The 16,717-nt window shown below is 59.9% G+C and carries 16 protein-coding genes and 1 pseudogene; 11 read left to right on the forward strand and 6 right to left on the reverse strand.

Annotation, left to right across the window (positions count from 1 at the left end; genetic code table 11):
- Positions 1 to 126: 126 nt before the first annotated feature.
- The 3 genes from GJU48_RS09455 to GJU48_RS09465 are packed head-to-tail and all read right to left on the reverse strand — an operon-like array spanning position 127 to position 3,147.
- Complete coding sequence (locus GJU48_RS09455) at positions 127 to 1,194, reverse strand: DNA alkylation repair protein (RefSeq protein WP_155295967.1); 1,068 nt, start codon at positions 1,192 to 1,194, stop codon at positions 127 to 129.
- A 37-nt stretch (positions 1,195 to 1,231) separates the two neighbouring features.
- Positions 1,232 to 2,578, reverse strand: coding sequence for a glutamine synthetase family protein (locus GJU48_RS09460; RefSeq protein ID WP_094952394.1), 1,347 nt, complete (start codon positions 2,576 to 2,578; stop codon positions 1,232 to 1,234).
- Between the two features lie 11 nt (positions 2,579 to 2,589).
- Positions 2,590 to 3,147, reverse strand: coding sequence for a helix-turn-helix domain-containing protein (locus GJU48_RS09465; protein ID WP_094952395.1), 558 nt, complete (start codon positions 3,145 to 3,147; stop codon positions 2,590 to 2,592).
- A 22-nt stretch (positions 3,148 to 3,169) separates the two neighbouring features.
- Here GJU48_RS09465 and GJU48_RS09470 point away from each other — a divergent pair, with 22 nt between their 5' ends.
- The 3 genes from GJU48_RS09470 (at position 3,170) to GJU48_RS09480 (ending at position 5,244) form a co-directional block, all read left to right on the forward strand.
- Positions 3,170 to 3,580 carry a nuclear transport factor 2 family protein gene (locus tag GJU48_RS09470; protein WP_256589288.1) on the forward strand — a complete coding sequence of 137 codons (411 nt, stop codon included), beginning with the start codon at positions 3,170 to 3,172 and terminating at the stop codon, positions 3,578 to 3,580.
- Between the two features lie 82 nt (positions 3,581 to 3,662).
- Positions 3,663 to 3,971, forward strand: a complete 309-nt coding sequence (locus GJU48_RS09475; RefSeq protein WP_094952396.1) for an RcnB family protein — start codon at positions 3,663 to 3,665, stop codon at positions 3,969 to 3,971.
- Between the two features lie 76 nt (positions 3,972 to 4,047).
- On the forward strand, positions 4,048 to 5,244 hold the full coding sequence (locus GJU48_RS09480) for an MFS transporter (protein WP_094952397.1): 1,197 nt from the start codon (positions 4,048 to 4,050) through the stop codon (positions 5,242 to 5,244).
- Here the strand turns inward: GJU48_RS09480 and GJU48_RS09485 are convergent.
- From GJU48_RS09485 to GJU48_RS09495, 3 genes are all read right to left on the reverse strand, one after another.
- Positions 5,239 to 5,514 carry a DUF1652 domain-containing protein gene (locus tag GJU48_RS09485; protein WP_094952398.1) on the reverse strand — a complete coding sequence of 92 codons (276 nt, stop codon included), beginning with the start codon at positions 5,512 to 5,514 and terminating at the stop codon, positions 5,239 to 5,241. The genes GJU48_RS09480 and GJU48_RS09485 overlap by 6 nt on opposite strands.
- Before the next feature lie 13 nt (positions 5,515 to 5,527).
- Positions 5,528 to 5,779 carry a CsbD family protein gene (locus tag GJU48_RS09490; RefSeq protein ID WP_094952399.1) on the reverse strand — a complete coding sequence of 84 codons (252 nt, stop codon included), beginning with the start codon at positions 5,777 to 5,779 and terminating at the stop codon, positions 5,528 to 5,530.
- Between the two features lie 131 nt (positions 5,780 to 5,910).
- Positions 5,911 to 7,410 (reverse strand): PAS domain S-box protein, encoded by a 1,500-nt coding sequence (locus GJU48_RS09495; protein WP_094952400.1) that lies wholly within the window; start codon positions 7,408 to 7,410, stop codon positions 5,911 to 5,913.
- A 196-nt stretch (positions 7,411 to 7,606) separates the two neighbouring features.
- Here GJU48_RS09495 and GJU48_RS09500 point away from each other — a divergent pair, with 196 nt between their 5' ends.
- The 8 genes and pseudogenes from GJU48_RS09500 (at position 7,607) to GJU48_RS09535 (ending at position 16,611) form a co-directional block, all read left to right on the forward strand.
- A complete protein-coding gene (locus GJU48_RS09500) occupies positions 7,607 to 8,575 on the forward strand; it encodes a hypothetical protein (protein WP_094952401.1) in 969 nt (322 codons plus the stop codon).
- Positions 8,576 to 8,643: 68 nt separating this feature from the next.
- On the forward strand, positions 8,644 to 9,264 hold the full coding sequence (locus GJU48_RS09505; RefSeq protein ID WP_094952402.1) for a transglycosylase SLT domain-containing protein: 621 nt from the start codon (positions 8,644 to 8,646) through the stop codon (positions 9,262 to 9,264).
- A gap of 283 nt (positions 9,265 to 9,547) precedes the next feature.
- On the forward strand, positions 9,548 to 9,874 hold the full coding sequence (locus tag GJU48_RS09510; protein ID WP_094952403.1) for an FKBP-type peptidyl-prolyl cis-trans isomerase: 327 nt from the start codon (positions 9,548 to 9,550) through the stop codon (positions 9,872 to 9,874).
- Between the two features lie 20 nt (positions 9,875 to 9,894).
- Complete coding sequence (locus tag GJU48_RS09515) at positions 9,895 to 10,476, forward strand: GNAT family N-acetyltransferase (protein WP_155295968.1); 582 nt, start codon at positions 9,895 to 9,897, stop codon at positions 10,474 to 10,476.
- 117 nt (positions 10,477 to 10,593) lie between these two features.
- Positions 10,594 to 10,791, forward strand: a pseudogene (locus tag GJU48_RS09520) (IS3 family transposase); the annotation flags it as partial.
- Positions 10,792 to 11,332: 541 nt separating this feature from the next.
- Positions 11,333 to 12,049 (forward strand): MgtC/SapB family protein, encoded by a 717-nt coding sequence (locus tag GJU48_RS09525; RefSeq protein WP_094952804.1) that lies wholly within the window; start codon positions 11,333 to 11,335, stop codon positions 12,047 to 12,049.
- Between the two features lie 299 nt (positions 12,050 to 12,348).
- The gene (locus GJU48_RS09530; protein ID WP_094952805.1) at positions 12,349 to 12,978 is read left to right on the forward strand and encodes a response regulator transcription factor; all 630 of its coding nucleotides are present in this window, start codon (positions 12,349 to 12,351) and stop codon (positions 12,976 to 12,978) included.
- Positions 12,979 to 12,984: 6 nt separating this feature from the next.
- Entirely contained in the window at positions 12,985 to 16,611 is a 3,627-nt protein-coding gene (locus GJU48_RS09535) for a transporter substrate-binding domain-containing protein (RefSeq protein WP_094952806.1), read from the forward strand.
- The last annotated feature ends 106 nt before the right edge of the window (positions 16,612 to 16,717 follow it).

Consider the following 16,717-nt stretch of genomic DNA (forward strand, 5'->3'; position numbering starts at 1 on the left):
GAAACAACTACCCGACGGGTAGTGAGAAGGCGACGGATGATAATGGGTCGCAACAAAAAAAGCCAGGATTGTTCGACAATCTATCTGGCTGAAAGCCCCGTGCTAGAGCCTTTTCTTTGATGTGTATCATGGTTTTCGTAGTTCGAACTCGGCGCTGGCGAGCTTCTCGCCGTTGACCAACACATGCACCCAATGCGTGCCGGGGTAGTGCTTGCGGGTGGTCAGTTCACGAATGTGTTGTTCGCGGCGAATGCTCTGATGCTCGCCCGCGCCGAGGGTAAATGCCTTGAGTTTGAACACTTTGGCCGCGCTATGACCGGCGCTTTTCACGTAGTCGACGGCGTAGTCCACCACCAGTTTTTGCGCGGTGGCAGCGGTGGATTCGAGGCTGAACGAGAGGCTGATGCGCTCGCCCAGGTTGATCACCGCCGGGGTGACGGCCAGGTGATGAATCTTCACCTCGGCCTTGGCCCCGGCGCCCATGAGCGTCAACGCGCGGGTGTTGCCTTGTTTGATCAGGCTGCGCAGCGCATGGCGGGCAATCCACGCAGTGTGCGGGTTATCCAGGTGCCAGCCTTCGATCAGGCTGAGCACCCAGCCTGGGTCATCCTTGGTGATGTCGTTGAGGTGGTTGGCCACCGACTTGCGTACGTACAGGCTGCTGTCAGCCTTGAGGTTATTCAGGATCGACGCGCACAGCGCGGGGTTGGCCTGCACTTGGGCCAGGCGAAAGGACCACGGCAGGCGAGGGCGCGAGCCTTCACTGGCCAGGCGGCGCACGTGATCGTTGGCATCCAGCGACCATTCCTGCATCACCGCCAAGGTGCGCTCGAAGTCGTGCAGCAAGAAGTGGCGGATGGCAAATTCGGCAGAGCCAAACGTGGTGAAGTACTTGAGCGCGGCCATGGAGCGCTTGAAGTCACCCAGGCCGTAACTCGCCACGTAGTGCGGCAGGAACAGACAGACAAAGGCGCTGTTCAGGCGCGGCGCCAGGGCGTAAAGCAGCTTGAGGGTTTGCGCGTAGCCCAGTGGGATCACCGCATGCAGGCTTTCGCTGACCCGCGCCATGCGCTGCATCACCGACAACTCGGCAAGCCCCACCTTCGCGTGCTTGAGAAAGCCCTTGGCATCGAACGCCGGGTATACCGCCGACATCTCGACGGCGATGTGTTGCAGGCGTTCGACGTTGAAGATTTCCTTGAGTGGGCTCGGTCATCGGTGGTTCCAGGGGTTAGAGAAACCAGCGGTATTCCCGCGCGTTGATCTCTTGTTGAAAGGCCAGGTGGTCCTGGCGTTTGTTCTCGCAATACACGTCGACAAATTCTGCGCCCAGCTTATCGCGCAATATCGGTTGATGTTGCATGGCGCGTACGGCCTCGAGCATTTCCACGGGGAAATCGGTGCCGCTGAGGCGGTCTTCGTTCAGGGGGGCGATAGGTTCTTGCTTGGCTTCAAGGCCATGCTCAAGCCCTGCCAGAATCGCCGCCAGCACCAGATACGGATTGGCATCGGCACTGGCCAAGCGGTGCTCGATGCGCAGGTTGCGCGGGTCGGACTCGGGGATGCGCACGCACGCATCGCGGTCTTCAAAGCCCCAGCTGGCGCGGGTTGCGGCGTTGACCGTGCCACCCAGACGGCGGAAGGCGTTGTGGTTGGGCGAGAAGATCGGCATGCAATGCGCCAGCAATTCCAGGCAGCCGGCCACCGCGTGGCGCAGCGGTTGCTGCTGGTGCGCGGCGAGCAAATTATTACCCGCCGCGTCGTAGAGGCTGACATGCACATGCATGCCGCTGCCGGGGTATTGGAGGTAGGGTTTGGCCATGAAGCTGGCGCGGTAACCGTGCTTGAGTGCAACGCCACGGGTGCTGCGGCAGAACAGGGCGGCCCAGTCGGCGGCGCGCAGGCCGTCTTCGAGGTGGCCGAAGTTGATTTCGAACTGGCCGGGACCGATTTCGGCAGTGATCACCGTGATGTCGATGCCCTGGTCCTTGGCGGTTTGTGCCATGTCGTCGAGCACCTCGCTGAAGCGCGACAACCGTTCGATGTGCAGGTTGGGTTGGTCGTCGGCGTCATCGCTCAGCGGGTCGCGGGCGAATTGCGGCAGGCCGTTGTCGAGCTTCTTATCGAACAGGTAAAACTCCAGCTCAAAGGCCACCACCGGATGAATGCCTTTGTGCTGCAAGCGCTCCAGCACCTTGGCCAGCACTTCGCGAGGTTCGAATTCGATCGGCGCTTCGGTGCCATCCGAGGTGATCAACATCTGCCCCAGCGGCTGCGACTCCCAGCTCACCGGCTTGAGCGTGCCCGGCACCAAGCGCCGGTTGGCATCCGGGTCGCCGTCGTGAAAGCAATAGTCACCAATCTTGAACAGCCCACCCTGCGCCCCGAGCAGCACGGCGTTTTGCGGCAGCTTCAGCGGGCTGCCGGCGGCGACCTTTTCGAGCATGTCCACCGGGTAGCGCTTGCCGTAGAAATGCCCGGGAATGTCCAGGGCGATTAGGTCGACGTAACGCACGTCGGGGTGGTTCTGGCGAAAGGTCCGTACTTCGGCCAGCAACGTGGAAGACTGGTTTTTCACGGGGGTTGCTCCTAGTTGTAAACCCACAGTACGCGGGCGGGCAGATCAGTCAGGTTGGCGTAGCGGCAATGCGCGAAACTGGCCAGGTGGAAGCTGTCGCCAGGGCCGAGGGTGACCGAATCCGGCTCGCCTTCCACCCACAGCGTCAACTCGCCCTCCAGCACAAAACCGGCCTGCTCGGCGCGGTCGCTCATGGTGTGTTCACCACTGTTGGCTCCGGGCGCGAGCAAGCTGTCGAGCATCGAAAAGGCGCCGTTCATGCTGGGCGAGACGAGGATGTCGGTGATGCCATTGGCGTAATACACCGTGCGCCGTTCGTTGGGGCGGGTGACCCAATCCACCGCCTTGGGTTTGGGCAGGCTGTAGAAGTAGGTGGTGGGCACATCGAGGGCGTGGCTGATGGCGGTCAGGTCGGCCACGGTGGGGCGCGACAGGCCGCGTTCGACCTGGGAAAGGAAGCCCACCGAGCGCTCGATTTTTTGCGCGAGTTGCGCCAGGGTGAGTCTCTTGTGCTTGCGCAAGTCGTGGATCAGCACGGCCAGGGCGTCAAGTTCTTGTTGTTGGCTCATGAAATTTATATCAAGAAATTTCATGAAAAATTACAGGATTAATTTCATGGGGGCAATGGGCATGCAGTTGGAGCAGCATTTATTCGCCTTGGAACAGGCGCTGCAGCAATGCACCACCCGCTCGGATACGGAGCGATTGGCGCAGTTGCTGGCGGACGATTTCGTTGAGTTTGGCGCCAGTGGCAATGTCTGGGGCAGCAAGGCCGAGGTGATTGCCGGGTTGAAGGACGAGGTGTTTTCGGCACGGCGCATGACTGAGTTCGCCGTGAAGTTGCTCGGGCAGGGACTGGCGCTGGTGACTTATCGCTGCCATCGCGAAGGCGTAGGGGACTCGTTGCGCAGTTCAGTATGGCGCGAGGAGGAGGGGCAGTGGCGGATGGTGTTCCACCAAGGCACACCAGCGGCAGCTCCCTCGCCACAGAGGGGGCGATGAAAATCTTGAAAGGAGTTGGCTGAATGATTCCGTGCGCCCGCGGTCGGAACCTGGGTACGCACCATTCATTGAAGGAGCACCCATGAAGTCTAAAACCCTAGCCGCTTGCCTGCTGCTCACCGCCGGCCTGTCCACCGCCAGCTTTGTCGTGCAGGCCGGTGATACCCCGCAAGAAACCGTGCCGCCTTCAAGCATCAACGCCCGTGATTTGAAAGAAGGCGACCGTGCCCCGGATATGCTGATGCGCAAGGAGTCGGCGGTCAGCGATTGGAAAAAGCGCGGTTTGAAGCAGCCTGAAGCAGACAGCCAATGGGCCCGTGTGGGTGACAAGTTTGTGCTGCTCAAGACCACCAACGGCACCATTCTCGAGATCACCCCCGTCAAGAAATGACCGGTCTTTTTTCCTGGCGCTTGCGTTAAGGTAACGCGCAACACTGGTCGCGTTACCTTCAAAGAGCGAGAGCAGGATGCTTGCCACAATAAGAAGTTACCCTCGCACCGTGAACCTGTTGCTGTGCGCCACGTTGCTGCTGACGCTGGCCAAGGCGATTACCTTTCCGTACCTGGTGATTTACCTCACCCGTCACTTCAACCTCGACATTACCCAAGTTGGCCTGGTGATCGGCAGTTCATTGATCGTCGGCTCATTGCTCAGCGTGTACGGCGGTTTCCTGGTCGACCGCGTCAACAGTTACCGGCTGCTGCTCGGCTTGAGTGCGCTGTTTGTACTGGGGTTTGTCGGCACGCTAGTGGCCGATGATATCTGGCTGTTCTACAGCTGCCTGATCCTGATCAACCTGGCTTATGCCGTTATCGACATTGCCGTCAAAGCCGGCTTTGCCAGCTTGCTGGCGGAAGACGCGCGCAGCGAAGTGTTTTCCATCAAGTACACCCTGACCAATATCGGCTATGCCGTCGGCCCGTTTTTTGGCGCGATGGTGGCCAAGCTCGATATCAGCCTGCCGTTCATGCTCTCGGCGCTGCTGGGGGCGGGTTTTTTCCTGCTGTACTGGCGTTGGGGCGATCGCACGCTGGCTACCGTCGATGCCACGCAAAAAACGCTGGCGTTTCTCGCCGTCGGCCGCGTGCTGCTGCGGGACCATCGGCTGGTGTGCTTCACGCTTGGCGGCTTGCTCAGTGCCGTGGTGTTCGGCCAGTTCACTGCCTACCTGTCGCAGTACCTGGTGACGACCACCACCGCGGAATATACCTACACCGTGATCAGCGCCGTGCTCACCACCAACGCCGCGCTGGTGATTGCCTTGCAGTACGTGATTGGCCGGCGCATCTCGCACCGTTATCTGAGCCAATGGCTGATCGCCGGCCTGGGCATGTTCATGTTGGGGGTGATCGGGTTTGCCCTGGCCACCAGCGTGCTGTGGTGGGTGCTGGCGATGGCGGTGTTTACAGTGGGGGAGATCATCGTGTTCCCAGCTGAGTACATGTTTATCGACCGAATCGCCCCGGACCACCTGCGGGGCATGTATTACGGCGCGCAGAACCTGTCCAACCTAGGGGCAGCGTTGGGGCCGGTGTTGTGTGGGCTGGTGCTGGCCAGCCTGCCGGCCCACTCCATGTTCTACATGTTGGGGGCGTTTATCGTCGGGGGCGGGGTGTTTTACTTCATTGGAGCGTCGTTGAAACCACGACCAACGCGGTCATGACGCCGAAGGCGACATTGGCAGGTCTTCCAGGGTCAGATGCCCCATGGTGTTGCTCTGTAGCTCATAGCGCAGTTCTTCCACCATCTTTTCCACTGCGTGGGTGGACTGCAACTTGTTCACGCTGATGCCCGTCACCACCAAGTCGACCCGGCCGCTCTGGGCATCGAACACCTTTAAGGTCAACGAGGCGTCACGGCACAGGGTGAATTCACAGGTCAGGGGCAACAGCGCTTCTTCGATGCAGTTGCGCAGTTGGGAGAGGGTAAACATGTGCCCAGCCTCCTCAACGACGACGCAGCAACAAGCCCACCAACAGGCCGATACCGGCGACGACGGCCACGGTAGCCAGTGGTTTGTGCTTGGCAAAATCACTCACAGTGTCGAGCGCGTCGCCGTAGGTTTGCTGCAACTGGCCGGCGGCCTGGCGGGCAACCCCTTCGGCTTGCAACTGCTCATCACCGGTCAGGTCGCCGAGAAAACCCTGGGCCTTGCCCGTGACTTTCTCCACGGCGCCTTTGACTTGTTCGCTTTTCATGGTGCATTCCTTCAAGAGGTCAAATCATCACGGCACAGGGCCCAAGGCCCTGTGCCCACTCTTCAAGGTTAAGCACCGCGTCATGCGCAAATAAGGCGAATTTGCACTGGTTGCACTAGTGCATTTGCACTCTATTTCTTGCTTTTGACCCGCAATTCACCGGCAAACAACCCGCGTTCACGGGCCCAAACGATGGCTGCGCTGCGGCTGTGCACCCCCAGCTTGGAGTACACCGTGGCCACATGGTTACGCACGGTGTTGGGCGCCAGTTTCAGGCGCGAGGCGATCTCCTTGTCGGCCAGGCCTTCGCAGATCAAACCCAGCACATCGCGCTCACGGGCGGTCAGGTCGGTGAAGGCCACGTTCGGCAGGTTGGGGCTGTTGTTGACGCTCTTGGCGTTGGCCAATTTCTCGATCAGGGTCTGGCTGAACCACGAGGCGTCCTGCATCACTTCCTCAATGGCCGCCACCAGTTCCAGCTCCGAGCGTTTGCGTTCGGTGATGTTCATCATCACCAGCAGGTAACAGGGCACATCCTCGATCAGCACCGTGTCGGCCCAGACCACGCAGTCGATCACCTCGTTGCCTTTCTTACGCACCTTTAGGTCCTGGCCGTCGAGGTTGCCGGCTTTTTCCAGGGTGGCGAACAGCTGTGCAAAGGCCTGGGCGCTGTCGATGAAGTTGATGTCCTCGACGGCTTTGCCGATCAGCTCTTCGCTGATAAAACCGGTGATGTTCATGAACGCTTCGTTGATATCCACCACCTGCCGGTTGGCCGCGCTGCACACCAAGGTTGGCACCGGCGTCAGGCGGAAAGATTTGGCGAAGCGTTCCTCACTTTGGCGCAAGGCAATTTCCGCTTTGCGCCGCGGTTCCAGGTCGGTGAAGGAAAACAGCATGCAGTCTTCCTCGTTCATGTCCAACGGCTGGCCCGCGACGATCACCAGTTTGCTTCCGCCTTCGGGCAGGCGCAGCTCGGCCTGCATCTGCGGGATGGTCGCGCCTTCGCTCAGGCGCTGGATGGCCAGGTCCTTACGCTCGGCCTGTTCCAGTACATCCAGTTCATACACCGAGCGGCCGATGACCTGATCGCGGTTGTAGCCGGTCATCTCTAAAAAACCCTGGTTGACCTTGATGTAGCGCAGGTCGCTCAAGCGGCAGATCACGGCGGGCGCCGGGTTGGCATTGAAGGTTTTCTCGAAGCGCTGCTCGGCGCTGGCCCATTCGGTGGCGTCGCTGAGGATCAGCACCAACAGTTCCGGCTCACCGTGAGCGTCGGTCAGCACCAGGCTGCGCAAGCGGTGGACCCAGCTGCGGTCTTCGCCGGTGGTGGGGGTGACTTCAACCACCACATCGCTGAATTCTTCACCGGCCGCCACCCGGCTGAGCGGGTAGCTGTCCAGCGCTAAAGGATGGTTGTTGCGGTAACGCAGGGCGAAACGCTTGGCATATTCCGCAGTATTGGCACCGAGCGCCTCGACGTCGCTGATCCCGTGCATGGTCAACGCGGCTTCATTAGCCCAGAGGATGGTCTGGTCGACTTCGGCCAGTATCACGCCGTCGGACAGCCCGGAGATGATCTGCTGCAATTGGCGGCGGTTGGTTTCTTTGGCGAGGACATCCTGGCTCATGGTTTCTCCCGGTAGACGGCACATGGGGGTACGACACCCGGGGTTGAGGATAGTGCAGAGAATGTGCGCATGAGGAAGTGCGAATGCACCAGTTGAACTGGTGCATTTGGGCCACGACTGAACGTATGTCCTTTCGCCACACTCCCAACCATCAAGGCATTTTGCCTTGCTCTCATAACGTGTGAAGGACCTCTGTATGACTACTGTCTATGAAACCAATCGTTCGCTGTTTCGTGTGTCCTGGAGTTCGGTATTGGCCGGTAGTGCAATTGCACTGGTGACCTACCTGGTGCTGAGTGTGCTGGGTACGGCCATCGGCGCGAGTGCCGTCGACCCGATGAAAGCGGGTAACCCGCTGAGCGGTTTCGGCACCGGCGCCGGGATCTGGTTGTTTGTGTCGACGCTGATCGCCATCGGCGTGGGTGCCTTCGTGGCCGGGCGCACCGCACCTGACCGCGGCGGCCTGCACGGCGTATTGACCTGGACCGTCACCACCTTGCTCACCACCTGGCTGCTGGCGGGTTTGGCCGCCAGCGTGGTCGGTACCGCCGGCAACGTGGTGGGCAAAGGTTTGTCCGCTGCCGGTAGCGGCATCGCGGCGGCTGCGCCGGGCATTGGTAACAGCGTCAAACAACAGTTGAACGAGCAAGGCATCCAGCTGGACTGGAACAGCCTGCAAGGTGAACTGGATACCCTGCTCAAGCAAAGCGGCAAGCCTGAGTTGGACCCGGCCAACGTTGAACAGAAGGCTGACCAGGCGGGCGCCGAGGGCAAGCAAGCGGCTACTGCTGCGGCGACCGATCCTGCCCAGGCCGGCGATGCGTTGAAGCAATGGTTCGAGCGCGTCAAAGCGTCCGGTGAGCCAGCGCTGAATGCCGCTGACAAAGACGCACTGGTCAACATCGTTGCCGCCCGCACCGGCAAGAGCAAGGAGGAGGCCACTCAGATCGTTGACAACTATGCCCAAGCTTATGAGCAGGCCATGCAAAAAGTGGCTGAGCTGAAACAACAGGCTGAACAGAAAGCCCGTGAAGCCGGTGAAGTGGCGGCCAAGCAACTGTCCCGTGCTGCCTGGAGCACCCTGGCGATGTTGTTGTTGGGCGCAGCGCTGAGCTTCTTTGTCGGTCGTATGGCACTGACTAACCGTCGCGTGCCGTTGGCTTGAGTTTCTCCACCTGCCTCAATGAATGCGTAAAATGTCGGCTTTTTACGCGAATCACGCAAAGGTGCCCCTTGAGCGCAGGCAAAGCCGTCGGATTGTTATTACTCACCTCCATGCTGGCGGCGTGCGGTACTTCGCCGCCACGCACGCCTAATGACATCTGCGGCATCTTCCGCGAAAAGGACGACTGGTACGACGCCGCCAAGGTCACGCAAAAGCGTTGGGGCGTGCCGATCCAAGTGCCGTTCGCCATCATGTATCAGGAGTCCGGCTTCCGTCAGGATGCCTTGGCGCCACGCAAATACCTGCTATGGATCATCCCCTGGGGCCGCGTTTCTACCGCTGCCGGCTACGCCCAGGCCAAGGATGAAGTGTGGAACGACTACCGCAAAAGCACCGGCCGCAGCGGCGCCAGCCGCCAGGACTTCGACGACGCCATCGACTTTGTCGGCTGGTACATGGACAAGACCTACACCGTCAACGGCGTGTACAAATACGATGCCTACGGCCAGTACTTGAACTACCACGAAGGTTGGGGCGGCTACCGCCAGCGCACCTATGCGGCTAAAGCCTGGCTGCCGCCGGTGGCGAGCAAAGTGCAGGCGCGGTCGCAGCTGTATGCAGCGCAATATGCGCGGTGCAAGGATGATTTGGGGCGCGGGTTTTGGAGCCGGTTCTGGCACTGGCTATAAAGGGTTGCCCCGCCTCCTGTGGCGAGCCCGCTCGCCACAGGAGGGGTGTTTTTTGATCGCTCCCGCACTTGCCAAACCTACCCAATTCTGGGAAAACCCCAGCCTTTACGCATTCAAAGAGCCCCCTATGAGCAACGGTTCTGGCACTGGCTATAAAGGGTTGCCCCGCCTCCTGTGGCGAGCCCGCTCGCCACAGGAGGGGTGTTTTTTGATCGCTCCCGCACTTGCCAAACCTACCCAATTCTGGGAAAACCCCAGCCTTTACGCATTCAAAGAGCCCCCTATGAGCAACGACGAACTGCAGGTCACCGGCAAAACCGTGGTCAAAGGCGCGCTGATCACCACCCAATACACCGGCACTCTGGAAGACGGCACAGTGTTCGATTCTTCCTGGGAACGCGGCAAGCCGTTCCAATGTGTGATCGGCACCGGGCGGGTGATCAAGGGGTGGGACCAGGGGCTGATGGGCATGCAGGTCGGCGGCGTACGCACGCTGTTTGTGCCTGCGCACCTGGCCTACGGTGAGCGCTCGATGGGCGCGCATATCAAGCCCAACAGCAATTTGCGCTTTGAAATTGAGTTGTTGGAAGTGCTGACGCGGGACGACTGACGTGCTTCGGCGCAAGGAGGCTGTATGGACGTGATTCAAGCGATACGCGACAGCTGGAGCTGGGTGGCCTGGCCGATGAGGCCGAGTTGCAGCACTTCTTCGAGCAGGCCCCCGACTACTTCATCGCGGTCAACGGCGAACCCGCGACGCCTACTGAAGCGCGTGAAGAGTTGCAGGGTGACCTGCCCGCAGGCTGGAGCTGCAGTCGCCTGTACTGGCTGGGTTACCGCGATGCTGCGGGTCAATTGGTCGCCGTGGTAAATATCGCCGCCGACTTGCTTGCAGCCGGGGCGTGGCATATCGGGCTGTTGCTGGTGCATACGCGCTTGCATGGCAGCGGGCTGGCGCGGCGGCTGCATACCGAACTTGAGGCGTGGGCCCTGGGCAAAGGCGCCCAGTGGTTGCGGCTGACGGTGGTGGTCGGCAATGCCAAGGCGGAGCGTTTCTGGCCCAAACTTGGGTATGTGCAGGTGCGTACGCGGGAGGGGATTACGATGGGGCGGCAGGTCAATACGGTGTCGATTCAGGTCAAGGCGTTGGCAGGTGGCCGGATTGATGAATACCTGGAAAGGGTCGAGCGGGATCGACCGGGTACGCCGTAACCGCGGATGTACACCGCTTACTGTGGGAGCTGGCTTGTCGGGTCGCCGCACCGCTGCGATGCAGACACCTCGGTGTGTCAGGCATAACCAGTTGATGCCATCGCCGCGATGCGGCGACCCGCCCAGATTGTGTTCAGGAGCCTGAAAACCGAGTGGATACCGACCATGGGCTACACGACGGTCCAACAAGCTCAGCGGGATATCAGCCATTTTTTGATGCACCGGTACAACTGGATTCGACCGCACCAATTTAATGGTGGGCTGCCACCGGCTCAGGCCGAAAAAAAACTTAACATCGTGTCCGGGATCAGTTGACCACTACAAGACCCTCGTGGGTACTTGTTCGAGTGACAGTCGTCGGCCGGTTTCGGTAACCGGCACCTACTTGGCAAGGTAACGCGCATTGTTTCTATGCCGTTGTCTCGCCTCAAAAAGCGAGAAGCGGCATCCCGGCAGCGCCTGTCCTGGCGCCTGCCCGAACCCCTCTCATCGACGCTGACCAGCACCTGAAATCATTCAGGCTGCGACGGACACGCCTACCTTTACGGTGGGCGGGCCAAGCTGACTGTGCCTTTAACACCGGCGCGGTGCGCACGGTTGTACCTGCACGAAGGTTTTCGGGTCGGCGGTGGCTTAAATTAGGCTGCTGCGTTCAGGGAGATCTCTTATGCAAGCAATCAACAACATCAACCTCAATTCCTTGGTCGAGGCTGCGACGGACACGCCTACCTTTACGGTGGGCGGGCCAAGCTGACTGTGCCTTTAACACCGGCGCGGTGCGCACGGTTGTACCTGCACGAAGGTTTTCGGGTCGGCGGTGGCTTAAATTAGGCTGCTGCGTTCAGGGAGATCTCTTATGCAAGCAATCAACAACATCAACCTCAATTCCTTGGTCGATACCGTGGTCAGCCTCACTGCGGCGTTTATCCTGGGTGGCTTGATCGGCTTTGAGCGCCAGTACCGCCAGCGCACGGCGGGTTTGCGCACCAATGTGCTGGTGGCGGTGGGTGCGGCGATTTTTGTCGACATGGCCAGCCGCCTGGGCGGCGCGGAAGGCGCGGTACGTGTGGTTGCGTATGTGGTCTCGGGCATAGGCTTTCTGGGGGCCGGCGTGATCATGCGCGAAGAGGGCAACGTGCGTGGGCTCAACACGGCTGCCACGCTCTGGGCCTCGGCGGCCGTCGGTGCGTGTGCCGGTGCCGACCTGATCCTGGAAGCGTTGCTGGGCACGCTGTTTGTGCTGGCGGCCAACACCTTGCTGCGCCCGATCGTCAATAACATCAACCGCCAGCCGATGGACGTGGTGTCGGCAGAGGTCACCAACATCCTCTATGTCATCGCGCGGCGTAGCCAGCAGCAGGCGGTGATGGTCTTGCTGGAAGCCGAACTGGCGCGCTGCAACTACCCGGCCAGTGACGTCGACGTGCGGCCCTTTGGCAGCGAAGAAGTGGAGATCGAGGCCACCCTGGCCGCGACATCGGTCGATGGCGACGAACTGGATGCGCTGGTGGCGCGTATTTCCACGTCGACCTTGGTGGTGCAGGCCTTCTGGAGCCCGAGTACCACCGACTAGCGTGGTCGTAGTCAGCCTTGCCAAGTGCCGGATTGGCGGCACTTTACTCGGATAAGTCCTACATGTGGGTGGGATTATCCCTTCGGGTGAAACGTCATTTCGTTGCTAAGGTTGCGCACTTGCAGCTAGCAGGCGACGTCGGTTTGGTTGTACGTGTTCGCCGCGTTTTCAACCGAAGGGACCAGGCACAACCTGGCTATCGTCCCGGGTGAGGGCAGTGCCGTTGGTCGGCACTGTCATTTCTCACAGGTACCTGTGTTCCGAGTGATGTGTAAGGCTACTTACACCAAGGCATATTTATGAACAACAAAGCATTAATAGTCGATGACCACCCGTTTATCCGCCAGACCGTTCGGTTCTTGCTTAAGCAAGAAGGTTTCACCGACATCGATGAGGCGGGTAATGGCGCGGATGCTGTGCAGAAGGCCAGAGAGGGGCGCCCAGACCTGATTATTCTTGATTTGGCAATCCCGAAGCTGGGTGGGCTTGAGGTCATCGCCCGGGTCAAGGCGCTGGGCGTGCCGTGCAAGATGCTGGTACTGACGGCGGCGATTCCTGAGTATTTTTCCTCTCGCTGCATGCGTGCCGGTGCTATGGGGTTCGTCTCCAAGACCGGGGAGTTGGACGAGTTGCAAAAGGCGATCAAGGCAGTGATGTCCAACTACAGTTGTTTTCCCAGCTTACCGACCAGTTCGGTGCGTCGTGACGATTTGCAGTCCACGGAGATGCAGCTGGTAGAGTCGCTTTCGGACCGTGAGGTGGAGGTGTTGCGCATGCTGGCTCTGGGCCTGGGTAACAACCAGATTGCCGATCAAATGCTACTCAGCCACAAGACCGTCAGTACCTATAAAACGAGGCTCAAAGACAAGCTGTGCATGTCATCCGTGGTGCACATGGCCAAGTTCGCCCAGCGTAATCATCTGATCTGATTTGAAATGACCCCAACCCACATTCGAAGGTTGATGATTGCCCTGTTGATAGGGCTGCTGCCGATGGCGGCGGTCGCCCTTGATGAGCCTCAAGCCCTGCGTTTGCTGGGGCACGCCAGCCTGGATAGCCGTGGCCCATCCATGGAGCAAGGGGAGGCTGACTGGCACTGGCTGCGCGAGCGTCGTACGTTGCTCCTGGGGGTTTCCGCACCGGATTACGGGCCTTTCGAACTGACGAATAATAACGACGAGCTTGAGGGGATCACGGCCGACTATGCCGGGTTGCTCGCCCAGGCGCTGAATGTCAGCGTGGAGGTTCGGCGCTACGACACTCGCGATGAGGTGATCGAAGCGCTCAAGAAAGGCGCCATTGACTTGCTTGGGACGGCCAACGGTTTTGAAGCGGGCGACTCGGAGTTGGTCTTGTCTCGCTCCTACGCTAACGATCAACCGGTCCTGGTAACCCGCACCGGAGACGCCCAGGCCTTGACTGTCGATTTGGCAGGCAAGCGCGTGGCGATGCTCTATCACTATATGACGCCCGACGCCGTACAGGCCTTCTATCCCAAGGCCCGTGTGGAACTGTTTCCGTCTATTTTCGAAGCCATCGGCGCCGTGGCGTTCGGTCGCGCCGATGTCTATCTCGGAGACGCCATCACCGCCAATTACCAGATCAGCCGCAACCACCTGAACAATGTGCAAATGGCAGACTTTTCCACGCTGGAATCCAACTCCTTTGCCTTCGCTGTTTCCCGCGATAACACTCGGCTGCTGCGCATCGTCAATACGGCGTTGCGGGCGATCCCGGCTAACGAGCAGATGGAAATATTACGGCGTTGGAGTGGCGGTAATCTTGGCCTGCTCGGTGCTGAGCGATTGCACTTGAGCACGGGCGAGCAGCGTTGGCTGGAGAAACATCCCCGGGTCAGAGTGGTAGCGTCCGACCAGATGCTGCCTTTGGCCTCCTTTACCGCGCAAGGGCAATTGGACGGATTGAGTGCCGACGTGTTGTCCCGGATCAGCCTGCGTACCGGTTTGAAGTTCGACGTTGTCCCAGGCGGGTCGATGCCCCAGCAGATTGACGCGGTCAGCACTGGCAGGGCGGATATGATGGCGGTGATTACCCCCAGTATCGAAGGCTCTGATCAGTTGCGCTTTACTCGGCCGTACCTGACCAACCCTCTGGTGCTGGTCACCCGCAACGACGACCCGGCGACGATGACCTTGGAGGACATGCCTGGAAAACGCCTGGCGATTACCAAGGGCAGTGCGCTGCGTGAGGTCATCAATCGCGATTACCCCGGTATCCACTTCGTGGAGGCCAAGAACCCCACACAAGCCATGGCGCTGTTGGGCAGTGGCGCCGCCGAGGGGGCCGTCAATTCATTAATCAATGCGCGCTACCTGATCGCCCTTCAGTACCGTGACACGTTGCGCGTGACCAGCACAGTCGGCTCTGACCCAGCACGCATGACATTTGGGGTCAACCGCGGCCAGTTGGAGTTGTATTCGATTCTGGACAAGGCGTTGCTGAGCATCCCGCCTCAGGAAATGGATGAGCTGATCAGCCAGTGGCGCACTGACGTTATCGTCGAAGACCATTGGCTACGCCATCGCAGCGCGATCATTCAAGGTTTTGGCCTGGCGGCGCTATTGCTGCTGATAACCCTGGGGTGGGCGTTTTACCTGCGCAGCCTGATACGCAAACGTGCCCAGGCCGAACGCGCCTTGAGCGACCAGATGCGCTTTATGGGGGTGTTGATCGACGGCACGCCGCATCCGATTTATGTGCGTGATCGCCAAGGGCGGCTGATGGCCTGCAACAGTGCTTACCTGGACGTGTTCGGCTACAAGCTCGAAACGGTGATCGGCAAGACAGTGATAGAAAACGACAGCACTAACCTCCCGCAGGCTCAGTCTTTTCATGGCGATTACCTGCGGCTGATGGAGCGTGGCGAGCCGCAGATTCATGATCGGGTACTCAGGTTGCCCAGTGGCAAGGCGCTAACCATTTACCACTGGATGCTGCCGTACCGTGATGGCGACGATAACGTCGTGGGCATGATTGCCGGTTGGGTGGACGTGAGTGAGCGTCAGCGCCTATTGGGCCAGTTGCAGGAGGCCAAGGAGGATGCCGACGCCGCCAACCGCGCCAAGACTACGTTCCTGGCCACCATGAGTCATGAGATCCGCACCCCTATGAATGCGGTGATCGGCATGATCGAACTGGCCCTTGCCAATGCCGAGCAGGGCCGCGCCGACCGCGATGCGTTGGAGGTGGCTTCGGTTGCGTCTCACGGTATGCTGGAGTTGATTGGCGATATTCTGGATATTGCCCGGATCGAGTCTGGCCACCTGTCCCTGGCCCTGGAGCCGGCCAACCTGCATGAACTGCTGATGTCGGTGGTGCGGGTGTTCGAGGGGCTGGCGCGGGCCAAGGGCTTGGCGCTGCAGGTAGAGCTTGATCCGTTGATTGATTGCCAGGTGCTGGCTGACCCTATGCGGTTCAAGCAGGTGGTGTCCAACCTGCTGAGCAATGCCATCAAGTTCACCGCTGCAGGCCAGGTGCGGTTGGGCGCGCGCAGTTCGCCGGCGTCCGACACGTGCCAGCTGAGCCTCAGGCTATGGGTGGAAGACTCCGGCATTGGCATCAGTGCGCAAGACCAGCAACGGCTGTTCAACCCGTTTATTCAGGGAAGCAATACCGAGCAATCGGCGCGTAGCGGGTCGGGGTTGGGGCTGGTGATCAGCCGTAACCTGTGTGAAATGATGGAGGGTGAGCTGCACTTGAGCAGTGTGCTCGGCCAAGGAACGCGGGTGGACGTGACGCTGGCGTTGGCCAGGACGGCTACTTTGCCGGCTGAGGTATCAGCCCCCCAACCTGCCGTCCAGCCGGCGCGGGCATTGGACATTCTGGTGGTGGATGACTACCCGGCCAACCGTTTGCTGCTGGCGCGGCAATTGAGCTTCCTGGGGCATCGCATCATTACTGCCGAAGAAGGTATACAGGGGCTTGAGCTCTGGAGAACCGAGAAGCCGGATGCGGTGATCACCGATTGCAACATGCCCCTCAAGGATGGCTACACCTTGGCCCGTGATATACGCACGCATGAGCGAGAGTTCGGCCTGGAGCCGTGCCTGTTATTGGGCTTTACTGCCAACGCACAACCGGAAGAAACCGAGCGTTGTCGGCAAGCGGGTATGGATGGATGCCTGTTCAAACCTGCCGGGCTTGAGGACTTGCGCTCGGCCCTGGCCTCGCTCACGGCCCTTCCTCGTCCAGATGCAACTGAAGTGGCGTTCGATTTGAGCACGTTAATCTCGTTGACGGGGGACGATCACGCCGCGCTGAAGGAGCTGCTGGAGCCGTTGCTCGATAGCTTGGAAACTGACCGCGCGCTGCTCCCGTCGCTGCAACACACAACGAATTTTCACGCGCTGCATGACCTTGCCCACCGCGCCAAGGGCGGGGCACGAATGGTCAAGGCCTTGGCGCTGATTGCCTGTTGTGAAACGCTCGAGTCGGTTTGTCAACGGCAGGAACGTAAGGCTTTGGGCTCGGCGGTTGACGCCGTCAGTGAGGCAATCGGCGAGCTGCATCATTACCTGAGTGCTTATTGCAATCGGCATTGACGATGGTTGATGGTCATCTGGCGGATTTGGGAAAATTCCTACAATAAGTGGGAATAAGCCTGATTTTGTCTTCGAGATATGTCTGGAGAATGGGCGATGCTCACTG

Origin of the sequence: Pseudomonas sp. IB20, from assembly GCF_009707325.1 — a bacterium.
Lineage (GTDB): Bacteria > Pseudomonadota > Gammaproteobacteria > Pseudomonadales > Pseudomonadaceae > Aquipseudomonas.